Below are 13,884 nucleotides of genomic sequence, written 5' to 3' on the forward strand. Positions count from 1 at the left end.
TGCACCACCAGCGCCTGTTTTTTCACTGGAGAATTACGTATTCCTCGCTACAATAGACTGAAATTTCCCCTGCTTTTTCTCCTTGCTGCCATATAAGGCGGCTTTTTTAGTCTCTCAAATAACAACAATATAGTGGTGTACACGTGCAAAAGTATGTAAGTGAAGCGCGTCAGTTATTAGCTCTGGCAATTCCGGTGATTCTTGCGCAAATCGCTCAAACCGCAATGGGATTCGTTGATACCGTCATGGCGGGCGGATACAGCGCGACGGATATGGCGGCAGTCGCCATTGGTACGTCCATCTGGCTACCGGCCATTCTGTTTGGTCACGGACTACTGCTGGCGTTGACGCCGGTAATTGCGCAACTCAATGGTTCCGGACGCCGCGACCGTATCGCCCATCAAATACGTCAGGGATTCTGGCTGGCGGGCAGCGTCTCCGTGCTGATTATGGTTGTGCTATGGAATGCGGGGTACATTATTCGCTCCATGCATAACATCGACCCGGCGCTGGCGGATAAAGCCGTTGGCTACCTGCGTGCCCTGCTGTGGGGCGCACCGGGTTATCTGTTCTTCCAGGTAGCCCGTAACCAGTGCGAAGGATTAGCCAAGACTAAACCGGCGATGGTGATGGGTTTTCTCGGCCTGCTGGTGAACATTCCGGTTAACTATGTTTTCATTTATGGGCATTTAGGCATGCCGGAACTGGGCGGCGTGGGTTGTGGTGTGGCAACAGCAGCGGTTTACTGGGTGATGTTTATCGCCATGCTCTCTTACATCAAACGTGCGCGTTCAATGCGCGATATCCGTAATGCGCGTGGTTTCCAGAAACCTGACACCGCAGTAATGAAGCGTCTGGTACAGCTGGGTTTACCTATCGCGCTGGCGTTATTTTTCGAAGTGACGTTGTTTGCGGTGGTCGCGCTGCTGGTTTCTCCACTGGGGATTGTCGACGTAGCCGGACATCAGATCGCACTGAACTTCAGCTCGTTAATGTTCGTCCTGCCAATGTCTCTGGCTGCCGCCGTCACCATTCGTGTCGGTTATCGTCTGGGCCAGGGTTCCACGCTGGATGCGCAAACCGCAGCCAGAACGGGTCTGGGTGTTGGTGTGTGCATGGCGGTCGTAACGGCGATTTTCACCGTGACATTCCGCGAGCATATTGCCCTGCTCTATAACAATAACCCGGAAGTTGTCGCCCTGGCGGCTCAGCTCATGTTACTGGCCGCTGTATATCAAATTTCGGACTCTATCCAGGTTATTGGCAGCGGGATCCTGCGTGGTTATAAAGATACGCGTTCCATTTTCTTTATTACCTTTACGGCATACTGGGTGCTGGGCCTGCCGAGCGGTTATATTCTGGCGCTTACCGATCTGGTAGTTGACCGGATGGGACCGGCGGGATTCTGGATGGGCTTTATTATCGGCCTGACCTCTGCGGCGATACTGATGATGCTGCGGATGCGGTTTCTACAACGCCAGCCGTCAGCGGTTATTTTACAACGCGCTGCGCGATAACCTCATAAAAGCCGCCACCAGGCGGCTTTTTTTCGCCTCAAAACGGGCTGGCGTTTTTGGCGTTCATCCACGCTTCACTAATGGGATGCCTGAAATGCAGTTCACTGGCATGTAGCATCAGCCGTGACGTTTGTTCAGTCCCCGGCAGCAGACGCCCACCGTACAGATCGCACCCCAAAATAGGATGTCCCAACTGCTGACAATGGATCCGTAGTTGATGGGTGCGCCCGGTTTCAGGGGTCAGTTGTACCCGCGTCAAGGGGAGCAACGTCCCCTCTTCCTGACGATGATAAAAACGCTCGACAACCTGATAGCGCGAGCGCGCGGGTTTGCCGTTGAGAGCACAAATCGACATCAATGGAAACAGCGCCGGGTCTTTGGCAATTGCGGCGTCGATAACCCCTTCGTCATTTTCCAGATGCCCGCATAACAGCGCACTGTACACCTTAGTGACCGTCCGCTGGCTGAACTGCTGGCAAAGCGCGGCGTTAATAGCCTTGTTACGAGCGACCACCATCAGCCCAGAAGTGCCGAAATCAAGTCGATGTACCAGCGTGCAGCCAGGGTAAATCTGTACCAGCCGGTGATGTACCGAATCGAGATTCTGCGGATTTTTGCCCGACAGGCTAAGCAACCCGCTGGGTTTATTGATGAGCACCAGATGCTCGTCCTGATAGAGGGTCTCTATCTCGTCATGGCAAGGCGGGGCAATAAAAGTATCGAGGATCGTAGACATCAGGCGGCCAGAATGAGGTGTGGGAACGGATGATAACGAATTTTCACCACAGTGGCGAATCTGAGCATTGACCCAATGGCTGGCATGGTAGAGTGTGATTTATCCTGAGTGCGATGAGAGGGTTACTCTGTGCAACAAATCGATTTTTACATGGTGGATGCCTTTACCACCACGACATTTGGTGGTAATGCCGCAGCAGTCTGTCCGCTCACGGACTGGTTGCCCGATGAAACATTATTAAAGATGGCGCAGCAGCATAACCAGTCAGAAACCGCTTTTTTTGTCGCCAATGAGAATGGCTTTGAGCTGCGTTGGTTTACCACTCAGGGTGAAATTAATCTGTGTGGGCATGCCACGCTTGCCGCCGCGCATGTCATCTTTGAACATCTGGATTACCCGGATACCAAAATCCAATTTGCTACCCGCTTTGTGGGACCGCTGACGGTCACGCGCTGCGGTGAATGGCTGACGCTTGATTTTCCAGCCTGGCAAAGCGAATCTGCCGTGCCGCCCGCTTTACTGCTGGAAACATTAGGCATCACCGAATACAAAGAGGTGCGTGTGGCACGCGATTACATGGTGGTGCTGGAAAATCAACAGCAGGTTGAGGCTGTGCGCCCAAACATCCACGCCATGATTCCGCTGGGGAAAATGGTATGCATCACCGCGCCAGGTGACGGGGAATACGATTTTGTCAGCCGTTTCTTCTGCCCGGGCGAAGCCGTCGCGGAAGACCCGGTCACAGGCTCGGCACATAGCATGCTGATCCCTTACTGGGCTGGAAAACTGAATAAAACACAGATGCTGGCACGCCAGGTCTCTGAACGCGGCGGGGATTTACGCTGTCAGTTAGCAGGAACGCGTGTATATATCAGTGGGCAGGCGATAACTTATCTGACCGGTAAAGTGCTGTTGCGCTAGCAGCCTTACCCAAAATAACCAATCCATGGAGGATTTATGTCGAACAAACTCGTGCAGATACACTTTGATTTTCATGGTCCGTTTGGGGCTGAGATGTCGAATCAGCTCGTTGAACTGGCCGAATCAATCAACCAGGAGCCGGGGTTCATCTGGAAAATCTGGACCGAGAACGAAGCAAATCACGAAGCGGGAGGCATCTACCTGTTCCAGGACGAAGACACCGCTCAGGCCTATATCAAAAAGCATACCGCCCGCCTGAAGCACCTGGGTGTGGAGGAAGTAACGTTCAAAATCTTCGATATCAATGAACCGCTAAGTAAAATTAACCACGGTCATATCAGCTAAACTTTTGCCTTAGACGCCCCCTCCCGGGGCGTTTCTTCATTTCCTCCTGCTTTCCCCTTTCAACAGCGATATCCCCGTCACCGCTCCAGGACAGTGATTTAGCCTGGGCCACGTTTGCAGTAGTTCACAAAATCAGCGTTAGCGAAAACTATCGCTGGCCGAACGCACTATGAAGGAGTATAAAATAATACAAACAGTATTATTTTATACAAAATGAATCACAAACGGCGACTGGAGATTCTCATATGACCGCGGACATTACACTGAACTCATCTGCTGGAAGCTTCCCGCCAGCAGGTCATTACTCGCACAGTACAACGGCTGGCGGATTCGTCTTCATTTCCGGGCAATTGCCGGTCACTTTCGACGGCGAGAAAAAAGCGGATGCCTCTTTTGAAGATCAAACCCGGCTGGTACTCAAGAATATTGATGCTTGTCTGGCTGGTGCTGGGGCATCACGTCAGCATCTGGTGTCTGTTCGCGTCTATGTGACGGATATGAACCAGTGGCCGACGTTTAACAAAATCTATGGAGAGTGGATCGGCGATTTCCGTCCATCCCGTGCAGTAGCAGGTGTTGCGGAACTTCATTATGGTTTTGCGCTGGAAGTTGAAGCTATTGCGTTGGCCCCGCAAGCGTGACGTTTAACAACATACAGGTGAACAACAATGACTGAAATGACACTGCCTGATTATTACGATGTTGCCGCTGCGGCAGAGCGCATCGCAGATTATGCTAACAAAACGCCGGTGATGACCTCCCGAACGGTAAATGAAGAATTTGGCGCGGAAGTCTTCTTTAAGTGCGAAAACTTCCAGAGAATGGGCGCCTTCAAATTTCGCGGCGCTATGAATGCGCTACGCCAGTTCACGCCACAACAACGCGCTGCGGGCGTCGTGACATTTTCTTCCGGCAACCATGCACAGGCCATTGCCTTGTCGGCAAAGTTGTTAGGCATTCCAGCAACAATTATCATGCCGCATGATGCCCCGGCGGCCAAAGTTGCGGCGACGAAAGGCTATGGCGGAAAAGTGGTAACTTACGATCGCTATACTGAAGATCGTGAAAAAATTGGTCGGGACCTGGCAGAGAAACAGGGGTTAACGCTGATCCCCCCTTACGACCATCCGCACGTGATCGCAGGCCAGGGCACCGCCACAAAAGAGCTAATTGAAGAAGTGGGTCAGTTAGACGCCCTTTTCGTGTGTCTGGGCGGTGGCGGCCTGCTCTCAGGATCCGCCCTGGCGGCCAGACATCTGTCTCCTGACTGCATCATCTATGGTGTCGAACCTGAGGCGGGTAACGATGGTCAACAGTCGTTTCGTAGCGGCAAAATAGTTCATATCGATACGCCCAAAACCATTGCTGACGGTGCCCAGACTCAACATCTCGGGAACTATACGTTTCAGATTATCAAGCAAAACGTGAACGATATTCTGACTGTTTCAGACGCTGAGTTAATCGCCTCAATGAAATTTATCGCTGAACGCATGAAAATCGTCGTTGAGCCGACCGGGTGTTTGGGTTTTGCTGCCGCCAGAGCGCGTAAAGCTGAGCTTCGCGGCAAGAAAATCGGCATTATCATCAGCGGCGGAAATGTGGATATCAGTCGCTACAGTGAATTTCTGGCCGGATGATAAACAGGGTATCTGCCATGCAGATACCCTACTTTTACTGTCGGTACACTCCCGTCTGGAAAAACGCTCCCAGGTCACTGTAAACTGCTCGCAATCATGGCAACAGACATCACCGCAGGAGACTGGCATGCCAAAAACCGACAATAACTCGCTTCTCAGCCAAATTGATACTATCGCCAGGGGATTGAGTGAGACCTTCTCTCCGTTTTGCGAAGTGGTGGTTCATGACCTCAAAAATCCAGAACATGCCATTTTGTCCATCCATAATAATCTTTCCGGACGTCAACCTGGCCAGCCAGCAACCGAGCTTGGCCTGGCGAGAATCGCATCACCTGACTTTCCCAGCATCATTGCGAACTACAGTAATCAGTTTGCCGATGGCCGTCCGGTGAAAAGTACCTCCATTGGCATCAAGGACGAAGACGGCAAATACGTAGCGGCACTTTGCCTGAATGTCGATATGACGCTGTTCCGTGGTATGCAGAGTGCTCTTGCGCGTTTTACTGAAACTGAAAATTCCCCCATTAAGGAACATATCGATCCCGGCAGTAATGAAGTCATTCGCCAGCGTATTGATGACTTTGCCGCTAAACGCGCCACGACGGCCCGAGCCCTTAAACCTCAAGACCGTAAGCTGCTGATTCAACAATTACGCCAGGACGGTTTGCTGAACGTACGCAAATCTATGGATACGGTTGCACAGCATCTGGGCGTATCGAGGGCCACCGCCTATCTGTATGCCCGCCAGTCAGCTCAGGCGGGTGAATAAACGGGTTCAGATAGACCACACTTGCCGCGTATAGAATTTCTGTCCTTGATTCCCGACACGAAGCGCTCCCGCTCCACTAAAGGTGGCTTCGTGCCCGATATAGTTACCCACCAGTAAACAACCAAATCCAGCTGCAGTGAAAAAATAAACCTTTATTTTCGTGCGTATTTATTGGCACTGAGTAAATAGATGATTTATTTTTGTACATACATAGTGAAATTTATCTTTACTCAAATAACACACCAGCATTTTTAATGCACCACAACAGAACAAGCAACAACTAACTCACTGATTTAAAAGAGTTAAAAAGATATTGAAGTTATTACACCAATAATACCCATGCAATATATATAAATAGCGTGATATCTAAATTATAATTCTTTAACATCCGGCTGATTGGTGAGGTAAGAATGCGGTTAATGATCATGTTGGTAAGCTTTGTACTCTCCACCCAGCTATGGGCAGGTGAACTTTCCAGGCCCACCGGTAAAGTGCTTTTAACGCTGTCGGGTAATATTGAAAATACAAATGCAGACGGGAAAGCCGTTTTTGATACCGCCAGCCTTGAGAAGCTGGGCATGGTCAGTTTCCAGACCACTTCCCCTTGGTATAATGGACGCACTACCTTTACGGGTATTCCGCTACAAAAGCTCATGGATTATGTCGGGGCGAACGGCTCTGTTGTTAAGGTCACTGCACTCAATGACTACACCACTGTTATCCCTCTTAGTGATTTCAAAAAATACAATGCTATCCTTGCGTTAAAAATCAACGGAAAATATATGCGCATCCGTGACAAAGGCCCGTTATTCATTGTGTACCCCTATGACAGCATGCCAGAATTGAATAATCAGATTTATTATTCAAGGTCTGCATGGCAGGTCAGTAGTATGGATATTGAGTAAGCGTTCAGAGGAACATCATGAACAGAATACTGGCTGGCATCATCTTTTTTCTTTTTATATCTACCGGGTATATCTCTTTCCTCGTGCATGAACGGCAACAAGAGTTACAGAAACTGACTCACTACACCGATTCCTGGTCTGCTGCTCAGCTGGTATCACAATATTACCGATTTGAATCGTTGCTTGGTCTTTACACTATCGATGATACGATGAATCTCGATGATGTACGCATGCGCCTCGACATTATGCTTAGCCAGAGTGATTTGATAAAAGAAGGTGACCTAGGGCGCTACATCGAAAGCAATATAGCCCACCGCGAGCTGGCGGTAAAACTTGAAAATACCCTTAGTTTTCTGGATGTTAATCTAGAAAAAATGAACCGTTCAGCACTCCAGGCTTATCTGAAAAAAATGCATACTCTGGATGCGCCACTGGGTCGTCTTTCATCTGGTGCGTTAAACAAAGATGTTAACTCGATCAATAACGCCAACCAAAAAATCCAGACGCTGTACTATATTTATTCTGCAACCTCTGTGCTGCTGATAATACTGAGTGCGATTCTGGGCGTGCTCATTTTCTATCAAAACAGAAATATTCTGCGGGCGCACCTGCAGGTCAAGAGTCTTGCCGAAGAACTGCAGAAATCTAAAGAAAAACTGCAAATTCAGAATGCTAAACTGGAATATGACGTCTACCATGACTCTCTTACCGAGATGAATAACCGTCAGCTATTCTGGAGCGATTTAAATAAAACAATTGAGAGAGCAGAAAAAAATCACGATTCTGTGACTGTGATGTTGTTTGATTTAGATCGATTCAAAGAAGTAAATGATACGTATGGTCATGATGCCGGTGATATGTTGCTACGCCAGATATCTGACCGACTGGTTTCGATGAGCCTTACTTCGGATACGCTGTATCGCCTGGGTGGAGATGAATTTGCGTTTCTCTCAAGTGGCCTGACAGAAAGCCACGCTGTTTTGCGCGCCCAGAAAATATGTGAATTTATCAGCCAGCCCTACACTATTTATAACACGATTATCAACATAACCACCTGTGTTGGCATTGTTATCTCAGACACTGAACGTCGTTCCGACTATCTTTATAAATTTGCCGATCTGGCCCTTTATGAAGCCAAAGGTGAAGGCTCTGGTAAGATAAAAGTCTTCCGACAACGAATGTTAGAAAAGCTACAAGAAAGCAGAACGCTTGAGCATGATATGGCATTGGCAATAGTGAACAAAGAATTCGTGGTTTATTATCAGCCCATTGTTGACTCCTTCAGCCAGGAAATTTATAGCTATGAAGCCCTAATTCGTTGGCTCCATCCTCTAAAGGGCCTCCTGTCGCCGGATAACTTTATTCCTGTTGCTGAAAAAACCGGAATGATTAATGAGATGGGGAAAGCTGTGCTTGAAATTGCCTGCCGGGAAGCGGCTTGTTGGGCGGTTCCGGCTAAAATTTCAGTGAATGTCTCTCCTGTCCAGCTAAGCAGCAAAGCCTTTGTCGGTATCGTACTGTCTATTCTGAAAGAAACTGGACTCCCAGCCGATCGTCTTGAACTGGAAGTAACAGAATCCTCTCTCTTCACTGAGAGTACGACGCCGATGAACACACTTAACAAACTCAGAGCCATGGGTGTAAAAATCTCCATCGATGATTTTGGCACCGGATATTCTTCCCTTTCGCGCCTGAGCAGGCTTGCCTTCGATAAAATTAAAATAGACAAGTCGTTTGTCCATTCAATATCCACACAGGAAGATGCGCTTAATATCATCAAACTGATCACCGGCATGGCGAAATCCCTCAATATGAAGGCTGTTGCTGAAGGTGTTGAAACGCAGGAACAACTAAAAAGCCTTCAGGCGCTGGGCTGCGATTTCGCCCAAGGATATCTGTTTGGTAAACCTCAGCCTTGTATCGATGAGAAAATCAGAAACGGTTGAATCGCTCTCAGACTATTTGATCATCAACCGTAGCGCTAAATCATTCGGATAAGGATCAAAATAGTTCTGGGTAAGCAGATAGCTGTCTGGGTATTCAGCCAGATAGTGCTTGAGTAGCGTCAGAGGCGCCAATATTGGCAGCAGCCCACCGCTATAGTTGAGGATAACGTCACGTAACTCTCCGCGCTGGCGGGAGTTCAACCGTTCGCGGAAGTAGCCCTGGATATGCATCAGTACGTTGGTGTGATTTTTTCGTGAGGCGGGCTTTTTGAGGATCGTCATGAGCTTTTCACGATAGACAACGAAAAAAGCGTCCAAATCATCCCACTGGTGAAGCGAGGCAACGAATGGGCCGATTTCCCGGTAACCGGCCTGGTGATGAGCCAGAAGCTGTAGCTTATAGCGACTGTGAAAGTTGAGTAAGCCATGGCGAGTAAGACCATTGGCCCGCAGCCTATTAAGCTCATGCAATGCGAACACGCGTTCGACAAAGTTCTCCCTCAGCACTGGATCGTGCAAGCGGCCATCTTCTTCGACTGGCAACCACGGGTAGGTTTCCATTAACGCGCCAGTAAACAGACCAGTCCCTTCTTTTCGCCCACGATTTCCCTTCTCGTCATACAGTCTCACTCTTTCCATACCGCAACTCGGTGATTTAGCACAGACGATAAAACCCGAGAGGCCACCAAGTCCCTGAAGATATGAGTTGGTGAAATCGGACATTTTATCGGTTACATCCTCACCAGGCGCATGGCTAAAACAGATGCGGACATTCCCTTGGGCGGTTTGAACCAGACGCAACGCGGGACGTGGTACAGGCAAACCGATGGACATCTCTGGGCAGACAGGTTTGAAAGTCACCCACTGAGCCAGGTCGTCCATCACAAACCCCATCCGTTTATGCCCACCGTCGAATCGCACGGCTGAACCAGTTAAACATCCACTAATCCCGATGACAGGCTGAGTGTTCATAGCGACCCCCTCGTTAATTGACGACCCTTTTCGGGAAAAAATGACGGTTTCACTATTAAATCATAGCGTAAGTTATCTGCTGTGAGTTGAACTGATAGATGCAAGTGTAAGTATCCCCCATAATCGTGCCATTCCTAATGAATATTTAGGCGGGATACAAACCAGGCAATCAAAGAATCCAATTAAAACAGCAAAGGCAGGTACTGTAGATATATAGATCTCTAAATTGATGTTCATCACATTGACAGGTTCTTACGTGAATGCGACTTCAATCTCTTTATATACTCTTTATTTGTTCATATCTTCATGAGGAATAAAGTATGTTCGATCATGTAAAAATCGGTGTAAGTGATTACGAAAAAAGTAAAATTTTCTTTCTCAACGCGCTTCAACCGCTTGGCGTAGAACTCATCGATGAAGGCACACCAAGCTACGGTGTTGAAATGGGCTCCGAGAATGTTTCACTTTGTCTGTTCCAGACGAATGACAAGCCGGCTCCTCTGCATCTGGCGTTTGTCGCAAAAACCCGGCAGCAAGTTGATGAATTTTACAATGCTGCTTTGCGCACGGGAGCCCAGGATAACGGAGCACCTGGCTTACGTTCCTATAGTGAAAACTACTATGCCGCATTTGTCATTGCACCTGATGGCCATAATATTGAGGCTGTCTGCCATGCACCGGACTGATTAAGGTGCAGTTTGGATATCGAAAAATTATTCGACGTTGATATTGAATCTGTCTGAAGAGCTGTAATAACGCTGCTTATTTGAAGTCAAGACATAAGAGTATCATTGAAAAGAAGGAATTCGTATATGTCTAAGATTAAGTTTGAACTGAGGCGAGGATAGCTCTCCCGCCAGTGAAGCAAGGACAATAAGAATGTAGCTTTAGTGCAACATCTTTATTCTAAATATCTGCAGCTAAAGTTGGTAAATCCCCTGAACGGTTCTATAGTCGGGACTGCTTCTCATTACAGGGTTCACTAATGCGATTTAACGGACTAACTAAAGGTTTCTTCATTTTCATACTTGCCCTCGTGACCTGGGCGTTCTTCGATGTATTGTCCCCCTACTTTTCCGCCATTTTGTGGGCCGCGATATTAACGACTATCTTTAACCCGGTAAAAAACAGACTGCGTAGCGCGCTTGGCGAACGCAACGGGCTGGCATCGTTGATTACCATCGTCATTATCTGTCTGATTGTCTTTATCCCGCTGATGGTAATCCTGTCATCGCTGGCCATTGAACTGAACGTGGTGTACACCAAACTGCAACAGAATGACACGCAGTTCCCGGAAGTCGTCACTTCTATTCTTTCGTACCTTCCTGATTGGGCCAGAGGATTTCTGGCAGAACACAATCTGGATGATGTCGCGCAGATCCAGAAAAAACTGTCCGATGTCGTGCTGCAAGGCGGGCAGTACCTTGCTGGCAGTGCATTTCTGATTGGGAAAGGGACATTCGGCTTTGCTATCAGTTTTGGCATCATGCTGTATCTGCTGTTCTTCTTACTGAAGGATGGACCGTATCTGGTGCGCCAGATTCTGGACTCATTACCCCTTTCTGATTTTGCCAAACAGCACCTGTTTGCCAAATTCGTCGGCGTGACGCGGGCAACCGTTAAGGGCACGGCGGTCGTCGCTTTGGTTCAGGGTATTCTTGGCGGCATCGCGTTTGCAATTGTGGATATCGACGGCAGCGTTCTGTGGGGGGCGTTGATGGCGTTTCTCTCCCTCGTGCCTGCCGTGGGCTCAGCGATCGTCTGGGTACCTGCAGCAATATTCCTGTTCGCCACCCACCAGCTATGGCAAGGGCTGTTTATCGTTGGCTTCTTCGTGATTATCGTTGGGCTGGTGGACAATATCCTGCGCCCGCTGCTGGTAGGTAAAGACACCAAAATGCCGGACTATCTGATTTTGATTACCACTCTCGGAGGCATGGAGATCTACGGCATTAACGGCTTTGTGATTGGCCCCCTGATTGCTGCACTATTCATAACCTGCTGGAACCTGTTTTCCGGGCGTGACCATGAAGGTAACGTGGAAGGAATCGACGAAGCCTTTATGGAAGAAGGAAAAAATCCTCCAGATTTATGATTGCAGGACGATAACAGAAGGCGGTTTCGGGACCGCCTTTTTTATTTTCACGCAAAATCATGCGTTTCCTATAATTGCAATCATGCGTATTCATTAATCGTCGCAGAAGGAACTAATCAGTGCGAATTGCCACAATCACCAACTGGGCCTATAGCGCGACGGTATGCCTGACCATCGCTTCAGGCGTTGTCATGCTGATGGCATCCAGCGCCGATAACACAGAACGCCAGGTGGTAGAACAGCGTTATCAGTTCGATCAACTTACCGAAGAAGTCGAACTCGATGCCTGGTCGCTGTCAGACCTGGCACGCGACTATGTTATTGCAAAAGATCCTGAGGTGCTTGACGCCTATCGTCAGAAAGAAATGTCGCTGAAAGCTGTTGAGCATCGTCTGTCGAAGCTCAAGGACCTTGGAGCAACGGATGAAGAGCTGGCGCTATTGCACGAAGGGCTGCAGATTGTTGATGCCCTGCAGGACGAGCAAGCTGCGGCGCTTGCCAGCATCGCGCGCGCAGAAGAGTCGCAGGCTATTGCCCTGCTCTATGGGAAAAGCTATGAACAGGAACTGGAACGCGCCCAGGACCGGATAGATCATTTCCGCCAACTGCTCGATAACCGCGTACGTAATACGATTGAAGATGCAACCCAGTCATCCCGCATGCTGCGGACGGCCTCTGAAGTGATGGTCGGTCTGACGGCGCTGCTGTTTTTATTCGTTCTCGGTTTCATTTTAAAGCGTCGCGTCCTGCGCCCCGTCGTGCGTTTGAGCGATGTCGTAAACCGTCTCGCATCGCAGGATTATGCCGTTGAGACGCCCAGTTTTAACCAGATAGATGAAATAGGCGACATGGCACAGGCGATCCGGATATTTCGCGAGAACGGTCTGGCGCGTCAGAGACTGGAGAAAGAGCGAGATGCCGACTGGGCAATCCGCGATTTGCTGGCGCGCATGACGCAACGTCTGCAGGGTTGCGAGAGTTTTGCCGATGTCATCAATGTGGCAGAGCTGTTTGCACCGAATATTGCTCCAGGTATCGCCGGGCGGCTTTACATACTGGACCAGGAACCCTGGCAAATGCGCTGCGTTGCGCAATGGCTTTCTCCGCAGGGTAAAGCGGATGCGTTCCACCCGGACGAATGCTGGGCTGTGCGCCGCGGTCAGAGTCATCCTCCGGTACAAGGTGAACCCGATATCGCCTGCTACCATCTGCCAGAGTCATGCCAGCACCACACTCTGTGCGTCCCGCTGATTGCCCAGGGCGAAGCCATCGGCCTGCTCTCATTCCAGAACCTTAGCGATGATTCCGCCCCCTCCCGTGCATATCTGGAGCTGATGGCAGAAGCACTCGGCCTCGCATTAGCCAACCAGCGTCTGCGTGACGCCCTGCTGGAGAAAGCGCTCTACGATCCGCTAACCGGACTGCGCAACCGTCATCATCTTGAAGATACACTGCGTACCCAGATGAGCCAGGCAGTGCGTAACAAAGAACCGATCAGTTGCCTGATGATCGATATCGATCATTTTAAAAGTATTAATGACCGCTTTGGCCATGAGGCAGGCGATAGCGTAATCAAAAGTATCGCTGCGACTATTCTGCGCGTTGTCCACGACAGCGGCATGGCCTTCCGCTACGGCGGTGAAGAGTTTCTGGTACTGCTGGCCAATACGGATGAACAGGCCGCTAACCGCTTTGCTACGGAAATCTACAACGGCGTACGCGAACTGTCGCTGCGCTTTGGCGTTTCCGATATTGGACACGTGGATGTCTCTATAGGTGTCGCCAGTTACCCGCAGCATGCCCAGAGCGACAACCTGTTACGCGCCGCAGATGTCGCACTGTACCGCGCGAAAGAGTTAGGTCGTTCGCGCATTGTGAGCTTTGGCATGCTGGAAGCGAGCTGATAGGAGCCAGCACTTCGGGCATTGCTTTACCTCTACGCCAGGTGGTATGTTAATTGGATGAACACAAAACACGATATCAACGGTTTTAATCACAACCTGTGGTGGCTGCCTTCTTAAAGGCGGTCAGAATGTGTTTT

At 49.4% G+C, this 13,884-nt stretch carries 13 protein-coding genes; 11 read left to right on the top strand and 2 right to left on the bottom strand.

The genetic code is table 11. The annotated features are described in order from the left end of the window. Window positions 1–143: 143 nt before the first annotated feature. A complete protein-coding gene (gene mdtK, locus OGX97_RS08130; protein ID WP_032943310.1) occupies window positions 144–1,517 on the top strand; it encodes a multidrug efflux MATE transporter MdtK in 1,374 nt (457 codons plus the stop codon). Window positions 1,518–1,554: 37 nt separating this feature from the next. Here mdtK and OGX97_RS08135 read toward each other — a convergent pair whose 3' ends face one another. Then, a complete protein-coding gene (locus OGX97_RS08135) occupies window positions 1,555–2,253 on the bottom strand; it encodes an RluA family pseudouridine synthase (RefSeq protein WP_032943309.1) in 699 nt (232 codons plus the stop codon). A gap of 129 nt (window positions 2,254–2,382) precedes the next feature. On the opposite strand from OGX97_RS08135, the gene OGX97_RS08140 reads away from it, so the two are divergent. The 7 genes from OGX97_RS08140 (at window position 2,383) to OGX97_RS08170 (ending at window position 8,776) form a co-directional block, all read left to right on the top strand. Further along, window positions 2,383–3,174: a PhzF family phenazine biosynthesis protein gene (locus tag OGX97_RS08140; protein ID WP_048235441.1), complete on the top strand. Its 792-nt coding sequence runs from the start codon at window positions 2,383–2,385 to the stop codon at window positions 3,172–3,174. 36 nt (window positions 3,175–3,210) lie between these two features. Then, window positions 3,211–3,519, top strand: coding sequence for a monooxygenase (locus OGX97_RS08145; RefSeq protein ID WP_057067232.1), 309 nt, complete (start codon window positions 3,211–3,213; stop codon window positions 3,517–3,519). Between the two features lie 245 nt (window positions 3,520–3,764). Continuing rightward, on the top strand, window positions 3,765–4,160 hold the full coding sequence (locus tag OGX97_RS08150) for a RidA family protein (RefSeq protein ID WP_003832744.1): 396 nt from the start codon (window positions 3,765–3,767) through the stop codon (window positions 4,158–4,160). A 27-nt stretch (window positions 4,161–4,187) separates the two neighbouring features. Further along, window positions 4,188–5,156, top strand: a complete 969-nt coding sequence (locus OGX97_RS08155) for a threo-3-hydroxy-L-aspartate ammonia-lyase (RefSeq protein WP_149607194.1) — start codon at window positions 4,188–4,190, stop codon at window positions 5,154–5,156. Between the two features lie 127 nt (window positions 5,157–5,283). Beyond that, the gene (locus OGX97_RS08160) at window positions 5,284–5,925 is read left to right on the top strand and encodes a helix-turn-helix transcriptional regulator (protein ID WP_008784655.1); all 642 of its coding nucleotides are present in this window, start codon (window positions 5,284–5,286) and stop codon (window positions 5,923–5,925) included. A 410-nt stretch (window positions 5,926–6,335) separates the two neighbouring features. Then, window positions 6,336–6,830, top strand: coding sequence for a molybdopterin-dependent oxidoreductase (locus tag OGX97_RS08165; protein WP_048214277.1), 495 nt, complete (start codon window positions 6,336–6,338; stop codon window positions 6,828–6,830). 17 nt (window positions 6,831–6,847) lie between these two features. Further along, window positions 6,848–8,776 (top strand): putative bifunctional diguanylate cyclase/phosphodiesterase, encoded by a 1,929-nt coding sequence (locus OGX97_RS08170; RefSeq protein ID WP_218659297.1) that lies wholly within the window; start codon window positions 6,848–6,850, stop codon window positions 8,774–8,776. A 12-nt stretch (window positions 8,777–8,788) separates the two neighbouring features. Here the strand turns inward: OGX97_RS08170 and OGX97_RS08175 are convergent, their stop codons facing one another. After that, window positions 8,789–9,748, bottom strand: coding sequence for a YbgA family protein (locus OGX97_RS08175; protein WP_008784653.1), 960 nt, complete (start codon window positions 9,746–9,748; stop codon window positions 8,789–8,791). 320 nt (window positions 9,749–10,068) lie between these two features. On the opposite strand from OGX97_RS08175, the gene OGX97_RS08180 reads away from it, so the two are divergent. The 3 genes from OGX97_RS08180 (at window position 10,069) to OGX97_RS08190 (ending at window position 13,747) form a co-directional block, all read left to right on the top strand. After that, window positions 10,069–10,434: a VOC family protein gene (locus OGX97_RS08180; RefSeq protein ID WP_048214280.1), complete on the top strand. Its 366-nt coding sequence runs from the start codon at window positions 10,069–10,071 to the stop codon at window positions 10,432–10,434. Between the two features lie 299 nt (window positions 10,435–10,733). After that, window positions 10,734–11,843 carry an AI-2E family transporter gene (locus OGX97_RS08185; protein ID WP_003832733.1) on the top strand — a complete coding sequence of 370 codons (1,110 nt, stop codon included), beginning with the start codon at window positions 10,734–10,736 and terminating at the stop codon, window positions 11,841–11,843. A 119-nt stretch (window positions 11,844–11,962) separates the two neighbouring features. Next, a complete protein-coding gene (locus OGX97_RS08190; RefSeq protein ID WP_235123893.1) occupies window positions 11,963–13,747 on the top strand; it encodes a diguanylate cyclase in 1,785 nt (594 codons plus the stop codon). The last annotated feature ends 137 nt before the right edge of the window (window positions 13,748–13,884 follow it).

This window comes from Citrobacter sp. Cpo061 (assembly GCF_030332845.1).
In the GTDB taxonomy this organism is placed as follows: domain Bacteria; phylum Pseudomonadota; class Gammaproteobacteria; order Enterobacterales; family Enterobacteriaceae; genus Citrobacter; species Citrobacter portucalensis.

What these genes read in the sequence shown, in the direction of transcription:
- OGX97_RS08170 (WP_218659297.1), top strand. Translation starts at nt 6,848, where the DNA reads ATGAACAGAATACTGGCTGGCATCATCTTTTTTCTTTTTATATCTACC.
- OGX97_RS08135 (WP_032943309.1), bottom strand. Translation starts at nt 2,253, where the DNA reads ATGTCTACGATCCTCGATACTTTTATTGCCCCGCCTTGCCATGACGAG.
- OGX97_RS08175 (WP_008784653.1), bottom strand. Translation starts at nt 9,748, where the DNA reads ATGAACACTCAGCCTGTCATCGGGATTAGTGGATGTTTAACTGGTTCA.
- OGX97_RS08165 (WP_048214277.1), top strand. Translation starts at nt 6,336, where the DNA reads ATGCGGTTAATGATCATGTTGGTAAGCTTTGTACTCTCCACCCAGCTA.
- OGX97_RS08150 (WP_003832744.1), top strand. Translation starts at nt 3,765, where the DNA reads ATGACCGCGGACATTACACTGAACTCATCTGCTGGAAGCTTCCCGCCA.
- OGX97_RS08145 (WP_057067232.1), top strand. Translation starts at nt 3,211, where the DNA reads ATGTCGAACAAACTCGTGCAGATACACTTTGATTTTCATGGTCCGTTT.
- OGX97_RS08155 (WP_149607194.1), top strand. Translation starts at nt 4,188, where the DNA reads ATGACTGAAATGACACTGCCTGATTATTACGATGTTGCCGCTGCGGCA.
- OGX97_RS08180 (WP_048214280.1), top strand. Translation starts at nt 10,069, where the DNA reads ATGTTCGATCATGTAAAAATCGGTGTAAGTGATTACGAAAAAAGTAAA.
- OGX97_RS08160 (WP_008784655.1), top strand. Translation starts at nt 5,284, where the DNA reads ATGCCAAAAACCGACAATAACTCGCTTCTCAGCCAAATTGATACTATC.
- OGX97_RS08185 (WP_003832733.1), top strand. Translation starts at nt 10,734, where the DNA reads ATGCGATTTAACGGACTAACTAAAGGTTTCTTCATTTTCATACTTGCC.